Consider the following 19,565-nt stretch of genomic DNA (forward strand, 5'->3'; position numbering starts at 1 on the left):
ATGAAAGATGATGAATTTTTAATAAATGGCCAGGCCTTGCCTCCACTACTTGAAGTAGGCCGAGAACTTCTTCATGTACTGAACGAAGCAGGCTATGAGGCTTATTTTGTTGGCGGTGCAGTACGAGATTATTTGCTCCATCGGCCCATTCACGATGTGGATATTACAACCAATGCCTTGCCCGATGAGGTGGTTCAGCTCTTTCCAGCCGTAATCCCAACAGGAATGGCTCATGGTACGGTGACGGTACGCTGGAAGGGCTTCTCCTTTGAAGTCACCACCTTCCGCACCGAGGGAGAGTACCTCGATCACCGACATCCTGCAGCGGTTCAATTCGTTCATTCCCTCACGGAGGATCTAGCCCGCCGTGACTTAACCATCAATGCCATGGCCATGGATGGGGAGGGGAAGCTATACGATCCCTATGGAGGGAGGGAGGATCTTCAGAATCGGCTGTTGCGAGCGGTAGGTGATCCTCAACAACGTTTTGCTGAGGATGCCCTGCGGATGATCCGTGTTTTCCGTTTTCAGTCACAGTACCAATTTCAGATTGAAGAGACCACGTTGCAGGGCATCAAGGCGGAAAGAGGTGGTCTTCCTCTAATTGCTGCAGAGCGGATCGCCGATGAGTTTTGCAAGCTTCTTCGTGGACCAGGGTTTCTCCATGCCCTTCAACTGCTCGCGCAATTTCTTGTGCTTCAGCATCCTCGCTTACCTATACTGGAAAAACTGGTGAAGCATCCACCTGCTCTGTTCTTGCAGAGACGGATAGATTCCCTCCACTTCCTGGCTGAAGAGCCAATGGACCCACTGATTCTCCGGCTCTTATTACTTGGGCACATGGCCACGCTCAGTGAAGCAGAGTTTAGTAAATTGGGCTATGAGCTATTTTTGCCCCGCGAGACGCGAAGGCTTCTCACAAGCTCCTATGGCTTACTCAGTGAATGGATTGAAGAGAAGTATGCAGAGAATCACTGGAAGGCAGAATGGCTGGATCTGCCACAGGAATGCATCGCCTATACGTGGGCGGCCTATTGGATCTGTGGGAAGCTCAGCAAGGGAGAGCAAGAGATAGCTGAGCTTGGGGGTGCAAATCTTCATGAGCTCTATCAATCAGAACGTAGCCAGTGGCAACGTTTCTATGAGGAACTCCCCATCCGTCACTCCCAGGAATTGCAGCTCGATGGAAACCTGCTGCTGCAGTTGATTCCTGTAGCAGCAGGACCATGGATTGCGCGACGGCTAGAGCAACTGGTCTTGGCTGTTCATATGGGGCATCTTAAGAATGATCGTGAGGAGCTATGCCACTTTCTGCAGCAGGGCTATGCCGAAGAACTGCAAATCCGTGAGCATCTTCATACTGAATGGCTAGGTCACCAACTCTATGTCCTACCTGTAGTGGATAGCACGCAACGGGAAGCACAACGACTGTGGAAAAAGGGTGGTGCTAATGGAACGGTGGTGGTAGCACAGCATCAAACTGCTGGTCGTGGTACGAGAGGACGAATCTGGCATTCGCCTCCACAATCAGGAGCTTGGTTTAGTATGCTCTTGCAGCTCCCCATCGATCTTAAGAGGGCACCTATCATCACCCTCCTTACAGCGGTGGCACTTTATGAAACATTGCTCAACTGGTGTCAACCAGAACAGCTTCAGATTAAATGGCCCAATGATCTCCTTCTAGCAGGGAAGAAATGTGCAGGTATCTTAACAGAGCTACATCATCATGATGAGCATGGTGCTCAATTGGTCATCGGTGTTGGGGTCAACCTGAACCAGGAGCACAATGACTTTCCAATGGAATTACAGGAGCACGCAACCTCCTTAGCTATGGGAACTGGCGAAAAGGTCCAACCTTCATTGCTGATTGCCTTATTCTTAGCTAAAATGGAGGAATGGCTGGCCCTATATCAACAAGAAGGAAATTCGGCTGTGCTTCATGCATGGACAAGCTATGCTGGAATGATCGGTCAACGGGTCATGACACAGCTAGAAGGCAAGGATACCAATGTGATTATCCATGGCTTGGATGAGCAGGGTAGACTCCTTCTCCTTGATAAGCAGGGTACTATTCACACTTTAGTTTCAGGGGAGATCAGACTCAATCCTTGAGATCCCACCACTTAGAGGAGTGAATCCCAATGCAACATACATATGTCATAATCGACTTAGAAACAACAGGTCATTCACCGAAGAATGGCGATTCCATACTGGAAATTGGGCTGGTGGTAATGAGAGGAGGAAAGGTGGAGTACACCTTCGAGTCCCTGGTGAATCCTCAAGGGGAGATCCCTTCTTATATTCAAACCTTAACTGGAATCACACCAGAGATGGTGCAAGGAGCACCACAGATAGAAGAGGTTCTACCTACTGTACTTAAAGCATTAGATCAAGGGATATTTGTGGCTCATCATGCCAGCTTCGATTGGACTTTTTTACAGGAAACCTTAGAAATCCATGGCTATTCGCCATTAACCAATCCCGTATTGGATACCGTTGAACTGGCCCGCACCTTCCTACCCACGCTCCCTTCTTACTCCCTGGGCTATCTAACAGAAACCTTGGGCATCAGCCATCTTCAGCCCCATCGTGCCTTGTCTGATGCAGAGGCTACGGCGATTCTATTGCATCGCTTGCTTCAGCACCTGGAGGAGCTACCACTTCCCATTATTCAACAACTCCAAGCGGTGGCACCCTATTTACAGAGTGATTGGCCGCTGCTTATCAATAATCAGCTTGTAAAGAAAGGGAACTGGCAGAGGTCTGAGCAGTTCAGGGAGCAATATGGGGAATATAGAGGGGTGATTTGGCGGCGTGCAGGGGAGGGCTCAGCCGCTTTAAGCAATGCTTCTTGGCAGGCCTCACAAGATGTAGAGACTACCATTGGGTGCTACTTTGATCCAACGAAGCCCTACTCCTTCCCTGCGCAGATGCAAGGGTATGAGGTGCGTGAGCAACAGCAAGCTATGATGGAAGCGGTACAGGCAGCTCTCAATCAGGGGAAGCATCTCCTTGTGGAAGCAGGTACAGGGATGGGGAAAACATTAGGCTATGCTCTGCCTTCCATCCTCTGGGCTTTACATGAAGGAAAAAGAGTAATCTGGAGCACACAGACGCTGCAATTGCAGGATCAAATCTTGTATCATGAGATCCCGCTGCTCCGACGTGTTCTACCTTATCCATTCCGCGTCACATTGCGTAAAGGAATTCAACAATATCTTTGTTTTGAGCAGTTCTTTCGGTGGATGGAGAATGAACCCTATACCTATGATGAAGCGCTGGCACAGGCGCAGCTATTGATCTGGCTCTATTCCACGGAAACAGGGGATTTAAGTGAGTTGAATCTGCCTTCCCATGGGAAAACCTTGCTGCCTCAGCTTACTTGTACCTCATCAGATTGCCTCGGTGCATCATGTCCGTGGGCAGAGCACTGTTATTATCAAAGGGCGAAGCAGGATGCTCATCAAGCGCAGATCGTCATTGTGAATCATGCCTTGCTTGCCCAGGAATTACAACAGGAGGAGGGAATTCTTCCCTCCTACGAGGCATTGGTGATCGATGAGGCTCATCAATTTGTCGAAACTCTAGCACAACACTGGACGGAAGAGGTTAGTACGGAGCTCGTCCATCCGTTAATGAATAAGATGATAAGCGGTAAGCTGTGGGACTGGATTGCTTTTAGTACAGGGGCACCTACAAGCTGTGAGGAGTTTCGCCGCCTAGCTCTCCAATGGCTCAACATCTATCAGGATTGGGAGGAAGAGGTGCTCTCTCTGGATGGGAAGAGAGGGAAGCAGGAAGAATCCTCCTTCATCCGTTATGAACGGGAACAGTTTACAGAGGGGGAACCTTTATTACAGGCAACAGCCCGCCTCTATACCGCGTGGCAAGCGTTGAATCAGCATATGATGGAGACGTCTGCAGTAGGGGAAAGCCAGAAGCATCTAGAACGTTTATGGCGGGATTTTCAACAGTTTGCTTCAGCTTTACCCCAGTTGCTTATTGCAAATGAGGCTCAGCTAGAGAGGGATGCTGAAGGTGAAAATGAAGGGGAACCCTATCAATATTGGATCACTTATGAATCCCTATCCTCTCGCAGTTTCACCTTGCTTGCCATCCCAACCCATGTGGCGCAACAGCTGAATGAGCGCTTATTTAAGGTGAAGGAGTCGGTGATTCTCACATCAGCTACCTTAACGGTGAATGGTTCCTTCCAATATATTCGCCGATTATTAGGCTTACATGAGGAGAGTGACACCGAGCAGGTGCGAGAAGCAATTTTTCCGTCTCCTTATCAATACGACCAACAGATGAAAATTGTGGTTCCTGAGCAGATCCCCTTGTTGCATGGTGAGGGAGATGCCCAATTTATTGAACATGTGGCCCAATCCCTCGCGCAGGTGGTGAAAGAAGCAGGTGGCGGCTGTCTCGTGCTATTCACAGCGAAGGAGATGCTTTTACGCATTCGTGAGCGATTGGTTGAGCTTTTAGAGGGAACACGGATTCAAGTGCTAGCGCAAGGCGTTGATTCTAATAACCGGACGCGACTAGCTCAGCGTTTTCAGGCAGAGGGAGCCAGTGTCCTACTAGGAACGGCAAGCTTCTGGGAAGGGGTCGATATTCCAGGTGATGCTTTGCGGCTCTTGGCCATCGTCCGCTTACCTTTTGTTCACCCTGAGGATCCCTATTATCGGACGCGGATTGTAAGCCTAGGGTTAAAGCCACAGGAAGGCTTTTTTCGCCTTGCCTTACCCCAAACCATTCTTCGCCTCCGGCAAGGCATGGGAAGATTGATCCGTTCTACCAAGGATCGGGGGATGGTGATCCTCTATGATCGGAGGATTATCACAGGTCGATATGGAAAACAGATTCTCCGCGCCTTGCCAGGTGCACCATTTTATGAAGTATCACAAGAGGAGCTGATCCATGAGATTCAGACTTGGTTCCATGGCTAATTAATGCTCTTTCTTCATAGACTGATAGGAGTAGATGACGAAAGGGTGTGGCCATTGATGCTCCATAGGTTTCTCCAATTTTTCATCCTTTTTTCCATGCTCTTCATGCTATTTGCATGTGGGACCATTGATGAGCATATGGCTGTGCCTGCGGAATATCAGACACGAATCCTCACGGAGGAGGAGGTTCGTCGTGCACTACAGATCCATTTTCTCCCCATTGCCGAACAGGAGACGATGGTAATCCAATTCCCAGATCGAAGAGTGGTTCTTGTGGATAGTGGAACCATGGAGCACTGGAAAGAGGTAGAGGAGCAACTGAAGCAGTTAGGGATCAAGAAGATCCATGATCTTTTCATACCTTTACCAACCATCAAACGAATGGAGCTGGTTCCTGTCTTGCATGAGGAATATGGCATTGAACGTGTGGGTTTTCCGAGTTGGTATAACGCCACGGTGAATAAGATCCAACTACCCTCCACAGTACAAATGATTCCCTTGCAAGCAGGTGATCATTGGGATTATGAGTTCGGTGTCTCCATCCGTGTTCTTGCTCCCTTTCCACCATTATCTCGCTCACCGCAAAATAATAGCTTAGTGCTGATGGTGGAAAGAGGAAAGATTGAGCTCCTTTATGCATCTAGTATTCATGCAGAACGGGAACTCCAATTGATCCAGCGCTATGAGTTAAAGACGACAGACATTTTGAAGGTGAGTGATTTTGCCAGCATCCATGGCTCCCATCCTCTTTTCATTGATGAGGTAGATGCTCAGGTGGGGGTCCTCTTTTTTAGTAAAGAGGTGCATGGTCGGGAGGAAGTACTTGAACGTTTGAAGGAGAACTGGTTTAATCTGTTTGAAACTGATCTTCATGGATTGATTACGGTATTAGTAGCAGAAGATAATTATGAGGTGATTCTTCCTTATCAACGGAAATAAGTATAGGCTCATGTACTGCTCTCACTCTATGGAAGAAAAATCGCATGCTCTCATCAATTCATGGTACACTATAGGTAATTGTGATAAAAATAACAATACGCGATTGGAGTGGGACGAAATGGGAGAGAAGCCAGAGAAAATTTCGGAGTCGGTAGTACGACGCTTACCAATTTACTTACGCTATTGTCATCAGTTGCAGAAGAATGATGTAAAGACTGTTTCTTCTAAAAAATTGGGGGAACTCCTGCAACTGAACCCTGCCCAGATTCGTAAGGATCTAGCATACTTTGGTGAGTTCGGTCGGAAGGGCGTGGGGTATGAGGTTGATTATCTCGTAAGTAAGATTGAGCAGATCTTACATGTGGATCAAATTATTCCAATCGTTGTCATCGGTGCTGGCTCCATGGGTCATGCCTTGTGTAAATATAATGATTATCTCAAGCAGCACATGCAAATTGTTGCCATTCTAGATCATGATCATGCGAAGGTGGGAAAGGTTGTTCACCATCTACAGGTGGAGCATATTGACCAATTGAATGAGATCGTGGCTGAACGGAAAATCAAGATTGGTATTATTGCCGTCCCTTCCCATGCTGCACAGGATGTCTGCAATCAGCTAATGGATGCAGGGATTCATGCCATCCTTAACTTCGCACCGATCCGTCTCAAAACAAGACCTGGTGTACGCGTGCAACAAACGGATGTAGCCCGTGATTTACATACTTTGGCTTTCTATTTAACTGGAGAAGAGTAATCGGTAAGAATACGTAACTAAATGAGATCATAAAACGTCTATAAGAAAGGGATGACCCGTGGAAAGGAATCGATGTACATGGAGAAGGAAACAAACAATCAAGACCAAAGTTATTTTCGCAGAAACCGTAAGTGGCTACTACCACTTTTGATCACTCTAGCTGTTCTACTCATTGCAGGTGGGACAGTTTATGGCTATATTTTGCAAAAGTATGAGAAGATGAAGATCGATCAGGGTGACTCGATTTATCATCAAATGGAGCAGACAGAGCCAGAAGAATCTGCATCAAATCAAGAAGACGCCGATCTTGTTGTTCTGCTCATTGGTTTAGATAGTCGTAAGGGTCATGCCTCGATGAATACGGATACGATCCTGTTACTTCGCTACCAATATGATCAGCATGCCCTACAGATGCTTTCCATTCCTCGTGATCTGAAGACCATCTATCAAGGCGAAGCGATGAAAATTAACAGTATCTTTTATCAGGGAACATTGAAGGCCCAAAAATATATGAAGGAAAATGGAATCCAAGATAATGATTTCACCCATTTTGGAGGTCTTGTCTTTGGGCAAAAGATGTTCGCGACCTCTGCAGATGTCTTGAAGGCTCAGGTAGAGAAGGAATTTGATCTAAGGATTGATCATGTGGCCATGGTGAGTTTTGACTTCGTTCAGGAAGCTGTGGATGCAGTGGGCGGAATTGAAGTTGAGGTGGATCGTAACATGAACTATGATGATCCTACGGACAATACACATATCCACCTAAATAAAGGTGTTCAGACCTTGGATGGTAAGCAAACCTTAGATTTTATTCGGTTTAGAAAGTCCAATGATGGCTATCATTCCAGTGATATTGAACGAGGAATTCGACAGCAAAAGGTGATTCAGGCTTTATCAGCTGAGGTGCTTTCATGGAAGAGTGTGCCACAGGCCATTAATCTCATCGATAGTCTCAGCAATCATTTTAAAACCACATTCACTTTGTCAGAAATGACACAATTGGTCAAGCAGGAGTATAGTCAATTTGATAGCAAGCGGATTACCCAAATTCCTTTTGAGGTTGAATTTGAATCCAATTTTGTGATCATTCCTGATCAAGAGAAGGAGCGAATTCGCATGCTATTCAATGAGGACTCTGCTTCTTCTGAAGGAGTGAAAGAATAATGCATACATTGATTAAAAATGTAGATATCCTTACGATGAATCCCAGCCTCGAAGAATGGTTCGATGGCTGGATTGCTTTTGCTGATGGGAGGATTACATACGTTGGTCCCGGGCAAAATCCAGAAGTAGAACGGCAATATGACGAAGTGATCGATGGTCATGGGTACTGGTTGATGCCTGGCTTGGTCAATACCCATGGTCACGCTGCGATGATCCTGCTCCGTGGGCTCGGTGATGATCTGCCATTACAAGAATGGTTAGAAGCCAAGATGTGGCCATTGGAAGCTCGCTTTACAGCGGACCATGTTTATTGGGGTACATCCCTTGCAGCTGTAGAGATGATCAAATCTGGAACAACCCTCTTTCTCGATATGTACGCCCATATGGATCAGGTAGGCAAGGTGGTGGAACAGGCAGGACTTCGTGCCACCTTATCCCGCGGTATGATCGGACTCTGCTCAGAGCAGGAGCAACAAACCAAGCTCGACGATACCGCTGCATTCATTCGACAATGGCAGGGAGAGGCTCAGGGACGGATCGCTACCATGATCGCCCCTCATAGTGCCTATACCTGCCCACCGTCCTTTATCATGAAGGCATTGGAATTGGCTGACGAGCTGGAGATACCTGTTCATACGCATCTATCGGAAACTGCTCGGGAAGTAGCAGAAAACGAGGTCCGCTATGGCTGTCGCCCTGTTGAACATTTAGAAAAATTAGGCTTCTTTCAACGCTCTGCCCTCGTAGCCCATGCGGTTCATGTGAATGATGAGGAGATTCATTTGCTGAAAGAACATGATGTACGGGTTTCGCATAATCCTATGAGTAATTTGAAATTGGCCAGTGGCGTGGCTCCCATCCCCCGAATGCTGGAACACGGATTAACCGTTGGTCTTGGCACCGATGGCGCTGCCAGTAATAATCATCTCGACATGTTTGAGGAGATGCGAATCGCCTCTCTCGTCCAAAAGGGTGTAACTGGGAATCCCCTTGCCTTGCCTGCAACCACCATGTTAAGAATGGCTACGCTTGATGGTGCGAAGGCGCTATTTCGCGATCATGAGACGGGTTCCCTCGAAGTGGGCAAGGCAGCTGATTTCATCATGCTGGATCCGAAGCAGAATCGTTTGCTTCCAGCCCATCAGCATTCCTCCATGCTGGTTTATAGTGCATCAGGAGCAGAAGTCTCCCATATGTATGTAGATGGTCGCTGTCTCATGCGGAATGGCGAACTCCTCACATTAGATGAAGAACAAATTCGTAGGGAGGTGGCTCGTGTAATCCACGAACTTCTTCCTTCATAAAGTTTCGATTCATCCTGTTATCTCCTCTGGTATCTTTTACTGGACTAGCAAATATAGATAATCAATGAAGCTAGTTTCTGCGAGATCAGTTGGCAGGGGAGTGATTGGATGCGCTGGGAGTTTGGTACACTAAGGATTGTATTCTTTTTTATGGCGATGGTCGCTTGTGTAGCCATCCTGATTGCCAGCTCCTTTTTTTATATTTTTTCACTACCCCCTATGGATCAGCCTGTTACCTTTCAAGTATTAGGGAAGGATCGAGGGGCAGAGCTATCGCAGCTATTGAACCAATTCTTTAGAAAGTCACATCAGTACTACACATTAGAGGTTCAAGTCGGTGATCAACAGGATTCCTATATAGGGATGACCGTAGGCGAGGATTGGTACTTACTAGGCTATGATGAGATGGCCTCCTATGCCCTGCGCTATCAGCAGCATGATTTACAAGCTACTCTGGGAGATACTTGGATCTCCTTCCCACAATTTGAGTATGCACTTTTTACGCCACGTGATCATTTACTACTTCTCCAGAGAAATCAAGAGGAGCTGGCGCCTGAAGCTGTCTTCATGGAGCTGGCGTCTTCACGGCAGGCGATCCAAATGGACCTGCCTGCAACTTGGATGCTCCCATACCTGCAGCCTTGGATCAGTGAAGGGATAGAAGTGATTCATTGGGATGAATCCATCCTGCGGTATCTTTTGATCTATGAACCATATACATATGAAATTGAAGAGATGCATGTTATATTATATTCAACCAGTCTGGAGCAGGAGGATTCCATCTTTGCTCTACGTTTTAATTTGAAACATGATAGGGGAATAGGTGAGTGAGCATGAAGCGTTTCCGTTGGGTGATAGCGGTGGTGGTCCTATTGGTGTTGGTTGCAGCATGGGGTCCTCTCCATCTCTACCGCAGCTATATGGCAGAGGCAACAGATGGTCGGCTATTATATGAGGATTGGGTCTTAGCCAATACACCTATATCAACAATTCTTCAATATGATCGCTATCATGGCAATCAAATGTACCATATTTTCTTAGGGACCAATGCTGAAGAGAGGAAGTTCTATGTCTTAATCAATGAGGATGAGCATTGGGTTGTTCCTTATTCTGCAGGATATTCCATTGATCAATTGATGGAACAGGTAAAAACCAGTCTGGCTCCTGCGAATGTAGAGATCCGTCATGTGGTACCAGGTCGTGAAGAGGGTCAACTGCTCTATGAGGTGCTAGCAGTAGATGATAAGAATCAGTATCATTACCTTTACTACCAATACTATACAGGAGAAAATCTCAAGGAGATTCATCTTAGCCAACCATGGAGCTTACAAAATCAATAGTGCTATTTTTATCGGTTCAATTCATCGTGGGTCACCCTTAGGGGAGTGCACCCACGATTTTTTAGATCTTATGCTCTCAAGATTGCTTCTGAGTATACTGCTTGTTGATCCTTCAATTCCCAACGAGGCATCCAGAAATTCATGCTATACTGATTGTGATTCTGGGAAGTATGAAGGAGGTCAATGATGAACAAGCAAAGATGGTATCGCAGTGCCTTCATCGCCCTTGGTACATTCGCCTTATTGTTCATGGCCTTCTCAGGCTATGAACAGATTGCCATTAAACGCCCCATTCAGAATGCGGTGGCAAAGCATGCATGCTTTCAGATCGATCAATTCAATCTAGATAAAAGGGAGATCCAATTGCAATTAAAGGTTGCAAGCTATTCTGATGATTGGATGCAGCAATATCTGGATATTGAAAAGATGGTCAACCAACATCGTGGCAAACGTAGTACTAAGATTCTTATCAATGTAGATAAAACCTGGGAAAATACATGGAATCACCTCTATATGTTGGTCTCAACATCCATTGATCATCATGACTTTGCCCAAATCGTAATGGAGCAACAAAAATGGCAGGAGATGCTGCAGATCGATGATTTACAATTCAATATGGATGAAGCACATCTATTTGTGATGGTTCAAAAAGATGATAAAATCTTACTTCAGGTGTTGCCAATTCAGAGTGAGAAGGGAGGGGACCCGATTGCGTCTGGAACATTGGCTGGGAATCTGGGCAGGTAGTCTTCTTTTTTTTATGTGGCAAGGTGAAAGATCGATTGTGGTCACACTCCTACTAGTGAGTGCCATCGTACTCTATCGCCAATTTACACAACATGGTAGACAGAAGCTGCTGGCCGTTCTCAAGAAGAAAGAGGGCGCTTCTGTCCAATCAGCCATTTCCTTTGCGGAGATTGGTGGACAGGAGCATGCCAAACGTGAACTCCAGGAGGCATTGCACTTCCTTACCAATTTACAGGAAGCGGATCAATATGGAATTCGCCCGATTAAAGGGATCCTCTTAGCAGGTCCTCCAGGAACCGGGAAGACTTTATTAGCAAAAGCGGCAGCCAACTATTCCAAAAGTGCCTTTATCGCTGCTAGTGGCTCACAGTTCGTGGAGAAGTATGTAGGTACAGGTGCGGCAAGGGTCCGTCAACTTTTTGCTGAATTACGGGAAGCAGCACGTCAATCAGGGGCACAAAGCGGTATTCTCTTTATCGATGAAATCGATGTACTAGGAGCCAAGCGGGAGGGAGCTCAGCATCGTGAATATGACCAAACGCTTAATGAATTGCTGGTACAGATGGATGGCATTCACGGCAATGAAAATCCTTATATTTTGGTGATTGGTGCAACCAATCGGATGGACTTGCTCGATGAAGCATTGCTTCGTCCGGGACGCTTTGACCGTCATATTATGGTTGAACTACCTGATGTGAATGCACGCAGAGAGATCTTAAAAATCCATTGCATAAAGAAGCCGCTTGCTCCTGATATAGACCTCGATCAATTAGCCGAACAGACCTTTGGCTTTTCTGGTGCACAATTAGAGAGCTGTGTAAATGAGGCCGCTATTTATGCGATGCGATCTTCTAATAAACTTATCGCTAATGAGCATTTTCAAATGGCCATTGATAAGGTATTACTAGGTGAACAGCTGGATCGGAATACCAATGAAGAACAACGGCGACGCATTGCCATTCATGAATTAGGGCATGCTATCATTGCTGAATGTTTCCGTCCTCATTCTGTTGCTCAAGTCTCCTTAAAAGGTCGAGGTGGTGCACTTGGTTATGTGCGTCACCATCATCAAGAAGAGAATCTGGTATATACCAGAAGCGACTTAGAAATTGAGATTCGTATTCTCTTAGCAGGCGCTGTGGCAGAAGAACTCTATTGTGGGGAACGAAGCACAGGAGCAAGCAATGATTTTCAGCGTGCTCATCAGCTGGTGGATCAAATCTTTTACAATGGGCTTTCTCATCTTGGCTTGATCAAGGCGCAGGAGGTACCCGATGAACGCCTTTATCAGGAGCGTGTTCAATATCTGCAACGCTTATTTGATGAGACGAAAGCCATTCTACTAGAAAAACAGCAGGAGATTCATACAATCCTACCTGAATTACTGCAAAAAGAATGTCTCCAAGGGGAACAAATCACAGAGACACTAAATGTTGAAATATTTAAACAAAAAGTGATTGCGAATTAATTTTGAATTAGATAGAATATTCTTTATACCTGAAGGGTATCTCCATATGGAGATATCCTTCAACAATCATGGAACTTAATTTAATCACGGTGGTACAAGCACTTGGGGTTGATCTTTTTCGTATATTACAGTGTCCAAGGAGGTAGGAATCATGAAATTATCCCAGCGCGTACAGCACTTAAAGCCATCAGCAACCATTAACATTGCAGCCAAAGCCAAACAGATGGTAGCCAATGGTGAACACCTTATCAGCTTTGGTGTAGGGGAACCTGACTTTCCTACGCCACCCCATGTCATTGACGCCTGTATTGAAGCACTTCAATCAGGAAAGACCACCTACACAGCAGCAGGAGGTATTCGTGAATTGAAGGAGGCCATCACCCGGAAATTTGATCGGGAGAATGGGCTAACCTACTCACCTGATCAGATCACCATCGGAATGGGTGCCAAGCATATGCTTTATACCCTGTTCCAAGCCATTCTTGATCCAGGTGATGAGTTGATTGTTCTAGAGCCTTATTGGGTCAGCTATCCAGAAATGATCAAGCTTGCTGGTGGTGTACCTGTCATTATCTCTTGTCGTGAAGAGAACCAATTTCGGATCTCCATCAATGATCTGCGTCATGCCATCACACCGAAGACGAAGGGGATTATTTTGAATTCGCCTCATAATCCTACTGGTGTGGTCTATCGGAAGGATGAGCTGGCATCCATTGCAAAGCTTTGTCTAGAGAATAACATGTTGATTATTTCTGATGAGATCTATGAGCATTTTGTCTATGGTACGAAGCATATTAGCATCGCATCCTTGAGTGAGGATGTTAAGAAGCATACCATCATTATTAATGGCCTATCCAAGTCCCATGCCATGACCGGATGGCGGCTTGGCTATGCAGCAGGGGATGCCCAAATTATTAAAGCCATGGGGGATTTAACAGGGCAAAGTGTCTCCAATGCAGTTACCTTTGTTCAATATGCTGCCATCGCTGCATTGGATGGCGATCAAAATGCGTTGAAGCACGTAGTAGCTGAATATGAGGCACGTCGTTGCTATATGCTCGAGCGTTTAGGGGAATTCCCAGGTGTATCTGCGGTTACACCCACAGGGGCGTTCTATATCTACCTCAATGTGCGTGAATTAATGGGAAAATTGGGCTACCAAGACGTAGCTGCGTTCTCTGAAGCCTTACTCCAAGAGGCTAAAGTAGTGGTTATTCCAGGCACTGCCTTCGGTACTGCTGATCATATTCGTCTCTCCTATGCCACATCGATGCAGAATATTGAAGAGGGATTAAACCGTCTGCATCAATTCATTCAACGTTCAACAGTTGCTCACGAGAAAAATTGACGTTGTCAAAATAGCAATAGTATAATAGAGACATTGTGAGTTACTGTTGTTACATATTTTTTGTTCATTGGAGGGACAAGCATGATTTCCATAGATAAGATCAGCGCCTATGATGGTCAAGAAGTACGGTTTGGTGCTTGGTTATTTAACAAACGGTCCAGTGGAAAAATCCAATTCCTGCAATTGCGGGATGGCACGGGCTTTATTCAAGGTGTAATGGTGAAAGCAGAGGTAACGGAAGCAGCATGGGAGGCTGCGAAATCGCTCACTCAAGAAAGCTCCCTTTATGTAACAGGTACTGTTCGAAAGGATGATCGTGCTCCAGGTGGCTATGAATTGACGGTCACCGATGTTGATCCCATTCAAATCGCTGATGAGTATCCCATTACGAAGAAGGAGCATGGTGTGGAATTTCTCATGGATCACCGCCATCTCTGGCTTCGTCAGCCACGGCAAAATGCCATCATGAAGATCCGTAGTCAGATCATCTTTGCCGTACATCAATTCTTTCATCAAGAAGGCTTCTATAAAATTGATCCTCCAATTTTGACTCCTACCTCAGCAGAGGGGACGACCAATTTGTTTCATACGAAATATTTTGATGAGGATGCTTATCTTTCCCAGAGTGGTCAGCTCTATATGGAAGCTGCAGCCATGGCTATGGGGAAGGTATACTCCTTCGGTCCTACGTTCCGTGCAGAGAAGTCGAAGACGCGGCGCCATTTAATTGAATTTTGGATGATTGAGCCAGAAATGGCTTTCTGTACCCATGAAGAAAACTTAGAGGTTCAAGAGCGCTTCGTGGAGTTTGTTGTACAGTCTGTACTCCAAAATTGTCGTGCTGAATTAGAAGTGCTTGAACGGGATATCTCCAAGTTGGAACAAGTGAAGGCACCATTCCCCCGGATCACTTATGATGAGGCGATTGAACGCTTGCATGAGAAGGGCTTTGATATCCCATGGGGTGAGGACTTTGGTGCACCTCATGAAACCGCCATCTCTGAGGACTATGATCGTCCCGTCTTTATTACCCACTATCCGACAAAGATCAAGGCGTTCTATATGCAGCCTGATTCAGAACGACCAGAAGTGGTTAAATGTGCGGATCTTATTGCGCCTGAAGGCTATGGTGAGATCATTGGGGGTAGTGAGCGGATTACCGATCCAGAGCTCATGCTAGAACGGATGAAGGCAGAGAAGCTTGATCTAGTTGCTTATCAATGGTATCAAGATCTTCGCCAGTATGGCTCTGTACCTCATTCTGGCTTTGGCCTTGGCTTAGAACGGACGATCTCCTGGATTTGTGGAATTGATCATGTACGGGAAGCCATTCCATTCCCACGTCTCCTCAATCGACTCTATCCATAAAAATAAAAAATCCATCGGATTACTGAAGCAGATATGTTTCCAGTGGGGAGCTTGCCAACTTGCTTGGTTGGCAGGCTTTTCTATCTTTATATAGAATATTAGGTAATCAATCGAAGGTCTTCGTGCTTATGACCTAAAGAATTGATCAATGAAACCTGCTATAATGGACATGAGGTGTTCGGCATGATTAATTTCTCACAGTGGATGAAGGAGCCACAGGTAGTTATACCTACTCTTTTATTCCGTTACTACCATAAGTTAGGATTATCTGACCAAGATATGATGGTTTTATTACAAATTCTGTCATATCAAACAGATGGGAACGACTTCCCAACCATTCATCAGTTGGAGGAACGAATGGATCTAAGTGGCGCTGAGCTTGCACAGCGCTTGCAATTTCTTGTAAAAAACCATTTCATCTCCATTGAAGAGTACATCGCCCCCAATGGTGTCTATTGTGAGCGCTATGATCTACTCCCTCTGTACAACAAAGTTGATCGGCTCTTAAAGATGGATGAGCCTCCGTATATTCCCATCTCCGAAGAAATTCAGCATTCTGATCTATTGCGACGTAACGGTAAGCAATACAATCTATATCAAGTCTTTGAAGCTGAGTTTGCTCGCCCGTTATCGCCCATTGAATGTGAGACACTGAACTCCTGGCTGGAGGAGGATGGTTATTCCGAAGAGCTTGTCATTGCTGCATTGAAGGAAGCAGTCATCTCGAACAAGCGTTCCTTCCGTTATATCGATCGGATTCTCTTAGCCTGGCAAGAAAAGAATATTCGCTCAGCGAAGGAAGCGCAGGAGTATGCTCTACATTTTCGTGAACGGCAAAAAGAGAGCTATTTCATGAAACAGAAAACTGTAGCTTCAGCCACCGTAGCTGCTCAGGGTAATTCTGATCTGGTTTTTCCTTTATACAATTGGCTTGAAGAAGAGAATTAAAAAGGATAGCACAGACTGGTTATTACCTGTCTATGCTATCCTTTTGTTTTGCATCCCCGTTCTACTCAGGAAGCACTTCGAAGATATAGGGTGTATTGCGGTAATGCTCTCCATAGTTGAGACCATAGCCTGCAACGAATCGGTCCTCAATAATAAATCCCTTATAATCCACTTCAATCTCTGCAACACGTCGTGATGGTTTGTCTAGTAAGGTACATGTTTTTAGGCTCTTTGGTTTGCACTTCTGGATGTATTCATAGACCGTCTTCATCGTGCATCCAGTATCAAGGATATCATCAACAAGCAAGACATCGTATTGTGAAAGTTCTTTATTGAATGGTGTTACGATATTGACCTGACCACTGCTTACTTTTTCTGCACCGTAGCTTGAGGTTTGCAAAAACTCAATCGCCACAGGAATATGAATATGTCGTACTAAATCAGCGGTGAAAATGAAGCTTCCCCGCAGTAAAGAGATAACCAAAAGGTTCTTACCATGGTAATCTTGAGAGATTCGTGCACCCATCTCTTCGACCTTGGCTGCAATCTCATCTGCTGTAATTAAGACTTGTTGTTTCATACCTAAAGTTCAACTCATGAACGAGTGAACTTACCTCCTCTCGATCCAAAATCTCGAAACAATAATGGTGCAATACCATCCACCAAAAACAGGAATATGCACATTGATTCTTCTATTGTATCATGAAATATGAGTGTCATAGTAATTATTCTCAAGTAAATCATTTCTATCCGATGAAATCAGTGGTTCCACCCCATAACTTTTCATGATACTTCAACGTATCATAAACAAATGAGAAAAAGTGGGCGGTGGTACCATGGAATGGGAGGGTGAGCCGGTATGGTGATAACCCAGAGTCTGATCGAGGAAGCCAAGCAAGATCCGGACCGATTTGGTCAGCTCTATGATATCACGGTAAACGATGTATATCGTTTTATCATGTATCGTGTCCGCAATCAAGCAATTGCTGAGGATTTGACCTCAGAGACCTATATGAAGGTGTTACATTATCTGCAGGATTTCGATCCAGCGCGTGGCCAGTTTCTTAATTGGCTATACACCATTGCTGCCAATACCATTCGAGATTACTATCGTAAAGCCAATCGTGAGTGCCAGCTAGAGGAGACAACAGAGCTAACAATGGGAATCCATGATGAGAGGCTGGAACAGATTGAGATGCAGGATCAAATGCTTACATTGATCCACCAGCTCACCGAGGATCAGCGGGAAGTGGTACTCTTCCGTTACTATCATGACCTAAAGCTAAAGGATATTGCCATCCAGATGAATAAATCGGAGAATGCGGTTAAGCAATTATTGCTTCGGGCTGTGAATCGTTTGAAAAAAGCATGGGAAGGGAGGGAGGCACTATGAAGAATGAAGAATATGTGGATCGCCAATTTATCCAAATGATCCGTGATTCAAAACCAGCGGTATCGCTAAATCCGGAGTTCCGCGAACATTTACGGCAGCAGCTACGAAAGGAGCATGCTCACCTTCAGCCTACCAATTCCCTTGGTAGCCGAATTAAACAACTCTTTACTTTCACTAGTGGACGTCGCTGGGTACCTGTGACTGCCTTAGCCCTTGCACTCGCTATGTTCAGTCTACCGTTTCTCCCATCGAAGGACGGAGAAGAGGCTGTTCAACCGCCCATCCTTGCAACGGCAGAGAATACGGAATCGAATACAGTGTCGAATACAGAATCGAATATAGAGTCGAATACAGGAATGGAAAGCTTTTCTGTACAGGAGCAGGCTGTGGAAACGGAAGAGGAAAATACACCCGACGTTGCTCAGACACCTCCCAATGATAGTAGCACAGCCACTGTTGATGAGGCGCCACCAATGAATCCCAATAGCCAACTAGCACTAGCCCCAGAGCAACCCTCTACTAGCTCAACTGATGCTATAGATGGAGGAGAAGGGACAGATTCAAACCAGGAGACCGTTACTCATTCACTCATACCCATGGATGATGAGGTTGGGGCACTGGCAGCTACAGAGCAACTCCAAGGTGCTGCCATCCGCTTCGAAGTTGCTGCTGTACCCTTAGCAATGAATCGGTCCACAATGACGCTCGAATCCAGATCACAGGAAAAAGAACCTCTCTACTCTAATGATCATTTTCTTGTAGAGGGCTGGTCACTTCAAAAAACGAAGGGAGAGCTTCAACTTCAATTACAAGTGATTGCTCATGTAGAGAATTTTGAAATGGATATCATGGATGCTCATTCCAAGACTCTAACACGCCAGACGATGATCCTCAGCGATGAGCTGAAGAAAGCGGAGATTACAGAAGGTGATCCTGTATCTTTTCATGTTTCCATCTTCATTCCCTTAAGTGATAATCGATTCTCAGGCACTTTATCCATCTATCCAGCAGAAACGGGTTCCTCCGCTGTGGAAATATTGGCCATTCCTATTGAATATCAACCATAGATAGGATTACCGCTTGACATATTATAAATATTCGAGTAACCTATTCATTGAACCAGATGACCGAAATAGTAAATCGGTCAATCAGTCAGCTGGTCAGCCAAGGAGAAACTGCTTCTGAGCGGCCACCAAAGAAGTAGGTTTCATTAATTGGGGTGTTATTGATGGTGATGGATCGGAAAAAATCAATCATTAAGGGTGCAACCAAGTCGTTTACGCTCTTTGGGTACAAAGCGACAACAATGGATCAGGTAGCTCGTATTTCTAATGTAGGGAAGGGCACCATCTATACCTTCTTTGAAAATAAGGAGGAGCTCTTCGATGAGATTATTTTCTCATTGATTGAGGATATGAGGACGGTTGCTGAAGAATCCATTCATCCAGAACGTTCGTTTTTTGAAAATCTTCACAACTCACTTTATCGTGTTCTGGACTTTCGTAAGAAGCACGAGCTGATGATGAAATTGACTGAAGAGGTCAAAGAGCTTGGAACCCCAACAGCTCAAAAAGCGATGCAGCGTGTGGAAGAAGAAATTATTCACTTCTTAAAATCCAAGGTTCAACGTGCGATTGATCGCGGGGAGATTAAGAACTGTGATCCAGAAATTACCGCCTATGTCATGTTCAAGCTCTACTTAAGCTTGGTATTTGACTGGGAAAAGAATCATCGACCTTTAAGTAAAGAAGAAATTGCGCAGCTATTCGATCTTTACTTGGTACATGGTCTGGTAAAATCTGAGTGACGATAGTTCGGACGGAATCATCTCCATCCG

17 protein-coding genes are annotated in these 19,565 nt (G+C 45.4%); 16 read left to right on the forward strand and 1 reads right to left on the reverse strand.

Features of this window, described 5'->3' with window-relative positions; genetic code table 11:
* The 13 genes from BN1691_RS13900 (at position 1) to BN1691_RS08845 (ending at position 16,335) form a co-directional block, all read left to right on the forward strand.
* Positions 1-2,112, forward strand: a complete 2,112-nt coding sequence (locus BN1691_RS13900) for a CCA tRNA nucleotidyltransferase (RefSeq protein WP_053083732.1) — start codon at positions 1-3, stop codon at positions 2,110-2,112.
* Between the two features lie 29 nt (positions 2,113-2,141).
* Positions 2,142-4,955, forward strand: a complete 2,814-nt coding sequence (gene dinG, locus BN1691_RS08790) for an ATP-dependent DNA helicase DinG (protein WP_048601878.1) — start codon at positions 2,142-2,144, stop codon at positions 4,953-4,955.
* Between the two features lie 57 nt (positions 4,956-5,012).
* Entirely contained in the window at positions 5,013-5,894 is an 882-nt protein-coding gene (locus BN1691_RS08795) for a ComEC/Rec2 family competence protein (protein WP_048601879.1), read from the forward strand.
* 118 nt (positions 5,895-6,012) lie between these two features.
* Entirely contained in the window at positions 6,013-6,648 is a 636-nt protein-coding gene (locus BN1691_RS08800; RefSeq protein WP_048601880.1) for a redox-sensing transcriptional repressor Rex, read from the forward strand.
* A 78-nt stretch (positions 6,649-6,726) separates the two neighbouring features.
* Positions 6,727-7,812 (forward strand): LCP family protein, encoded by a 1,086-nt coding sequence (locus tag BN1691_RS08805; protein WP_048601881.1) that lies wholly within the window; start codon positions 6,727-6,729, stop codon positions 7,810-7,812.
* The gene (locus BN1691_RS08810) at positions 7,812-9,116 is read left to right on the forward strand and encodes an amidohydrolase (protein WP_053083733.1); all 1,305 of its coding nucleotides are present in this window, start codon (positions 7,812-7,814) and stop codon (positions 9,114-9,116) included. The genes BN1691_RS08805 and BN1691_RS08810 overlap by 1 nt, the downstream gene beginning before the upstream one ends.
* Positions 9,117-9,224: 108 nt before the next feature.
* Positions 9,225-9,947, forward strand: coding sequence for a hypothetical protein (locus tag BN1691_RS08815; RefSeq protein WP_048601882.1), 723 nt, complete (start codon positions 9,225-9,227; stop codon positions 9,945-9,947).
* Positions 9,944-10,456: a hypothetical protein gene (locus tag BN1691_RS08820; protein ID WP_147545804.1), complete on the forward strand. Its 513-nt coding sequence runs from the start codon at positions 9,944-9,946 to the stop codon at positions 10,454-10,456. The genes BN1691_RS08815 and BN1691_RS08820 overlap by 4 nt, the downstream gene beginning before the upstream one ends.
* Before the next feature lie 186 nt (positions 10,457-10,642).
* On the forward strand, positions 10,643-11,203 hold the full coding sequence (locus BN1691_RS08825; protein ID WP_048601884.1) for a hypothetical protein: 561 nt from the start codon (positions 10,643-10,645) through the stop codon (positions 11,201-11,203).
* Positions 11,166-12,671: an AAA family ATPase gene (locus BN1691_RS08830; protein WP_231638376.1), complete on the forward strand. Its 1,506-nt coding sequence runs from the start codon at positions 11,166-11,168 to the stop codon at positions 12,669-12,671. The genes BN1691_RS08825 and BN1691_RS08830 overlap by 38 nt, the downstream gene beginning before the upstream one ends.
* 151 nt (positions 12,672-12,822) lie before the next feature.
* Positions 12,823-14,019 carry a pyridoxal phosphate-dependent aminotransferase gene (locus BN1691_RS08835; protein ID WP_048601885.1) on the forward strand — a complete coding sequence of 399 codons (1,197 nt, stop codon included), beginning with the start codon at positions 12,823-12,825 and terminating at the stop codon, positions 14,017-14,019.
* An 81-nt stretch (positions 14,020-14,100) separates the two neighbouring features.
* Complete coding sequence (asnS, locus tag BN1691_RS08840) at positions 14,101-15,387, forward strand: asparagine--tRNA ligase (RefSeq protein ID WP_048601886.1); 1,287 nt, start codon at positions 14,101-14,103, stop codon at positions 15,385-15,387.
* Positions 15,388-15,570: 183 nt separating this feature from the next.
* Positions 15,571-16,335: a DnaD domain-containing protein gene (locus BN1691_RS08845; protein WP_048601887.1), complete on the forward strand. Its 765-nt coding sequence runs from the start codon at positions 15,571-15,573 to the stop codon at positions 16,333-16,335.
* Between the two features lie 61 nt (positions 16,336-16,396).
* Here BN1691_RS08845 and hpt read toward each other — a convergent pair whose 3' ends face one another.
* Entirely contained in the window at positions 16,397-16,915 is a 519-nt protein-coding gene (gene hpt / locus BN1691_RS08850) for a hypoxanthine phosphoribosyltransferase (RefSeq protein WP_048601888.1), read from the reverse strand.
* A 279-nt stretch (positions 16,916-17,194) separates the two neighbouring features.
* Between hpt and BN1691_RS08855 the strand changes: the two genes are divergently transcribed.
* The 3 genes from BN1691_RS08855 (at position 17,195) to BN1691_RS08865 (ending at position 19,535) form a co-directional block, all read left to right on the forward strand.
* Complete coding sequence (locus BN1691_RS08855; protein WP_048601889.1) at positions 17,195-17,728, forward strand: RNA polymerase sigma factor; 534 nt, start codon at positions 17,195-17,197, stop codon at positions 17,726-17,728.
* Entirely contained in the window at positions 17,725-18,795 is a 1,071-nt protein-coding gene (locus BN1691_RS08860) for a hypothetical protein (RefSeq protein ID WP_048601890.1), read from the forward strand. Before BN1691_RS08855 ends, BN1691_RS08860 begins: the two co-directional genes overlap by 4 nt.
* Before the next feature lie 161 nt (positions 18,796-18,956).
* Positions 18,957-19,535, forward strand: a complete 579-nt coding sequence (locus BN1691_RS08865; RefSeq protein ID WP_048601891.1) for a TetR/AcrR family transcriptional regulator — start codon at positions 18,957-18,959, stop codon at positions 19,533-19,535.
* The last annotated feature ends 30 nt before the right edge of the window (positions 19,536-19,565 follow it).

The sequence above is a fragment of the Rubeoparvulum massiliense genome, assembly GCF_001049895.1.
In the GTDB taxonomy this organism is placed as follows: domain Bacteria; phylum Bacillota; class Bacilli; order Rubeoparvulales; family Rubeoparvulaceae; genus Rubeoparvulum; species Rubeoparvulum massiliense.

Bases quoted from the DNA above. Each gene is read 5' to 3' on its own strand.
- BN1691_RS13900 (WP_053083732.1), top strand. From the start codon at position 1: ATGAAAGATGATGAATTTTTAATAAATGGCCAGGCCTTGCCTCCACTA.
- dinG (WP_048601878.1), top strand. From the start codon at position 2,142: ATGCAACATACATATGTCATAATCGACTTAGAAACAACAGGTCATTCA.
- BN1691_RS08795 (WP_048601879.1), top strand. From the start codon at position 5,013: ATGCTCCATAGGTTTCTCCAATTTTTCATCCTTTTTTCCATGCTCTTC.
- BN1691_RS08800 (WP_048601880.1), top strand. From the start codon at position 6,013: ATGGGAGAGAAGCCAGAGAAAATTTCGGAGTCGGTAGTACGACGCTTA.
- BN1691_RS08805 (WP_048601881.1), top strand. From the start codon at position 6,727: ATGGAGAAGGAAACAAACAATCAAGACCAAAGTTATTTTCGCAGAAAC.
- BN1691_RS08810 (WP_053083733.1), top strand. From the start codon at position 7,812: ATGCATACATTGATTAAAAATGTAGATATCCTTACGATGAATCCCAGC.
- BN1691_RS08815 (WP_048601882.1), top strand. From the start codon at position 9,225: ATGCGCTGGGAGTTTGGTACACTAAGGATTGTATTCTTTTTTATGGCG.
- BN1691_RS08825 (WP_048601884.1), top strand. From the start codon at position 10,643: ATGAACAAGCAAAGATGGTATCGCAGTGCCTTCATCGCCCTTGGTACA.
- BN1691_RS08835 (WP_048601885.1), top strand. From the start codon at position 12,823: ATGAAATTATCCCAGCGCGTACAGCACTTAAAGCCATCAGCAACCATT.
- asnS (WP_048601886.1), top strand. From the start codon at position 14,101: ATGATTTCCATAGATAAGATCAGCGCCTATGATGGTCAAGAAGTACGG.
- BN1691_RS08845 (WP_048601887.1), top strand. From the start codon at position 15,571: ATGATTAATTTCTCACAGTGGATGAAGGAGCCACAGGTAGTTATACCT.
- hpt (WP_048601888.1), bottom strand. From the start codon at position 16,915: ATGAAACAACAAGTCTTAATTACAGCAGATGAGATTGCAGCCAAGGTC.
- BN1691_RS08855 (WP_048601889.1), top strand. From the start codon at position 17,195: ATGGTGATAACCCAGAGTCTGATCGAGGAAGCCAAGCAAGATCCGGAC.
- BN1691_RS08860 (WP_048601890.1), top strand. From the start codon at position 17,725: ATGAAGAATGAAGAATATGTGGATCGCCAATTTATCCAAATGATCCGT.
- BN1691_RS08865 (WP_048601891.1), top strand. From the start codon at position 18,957: ATGGTGATGGATCGGAAAAAATCAATCATTAAGGGTGCAACCAAGTCG.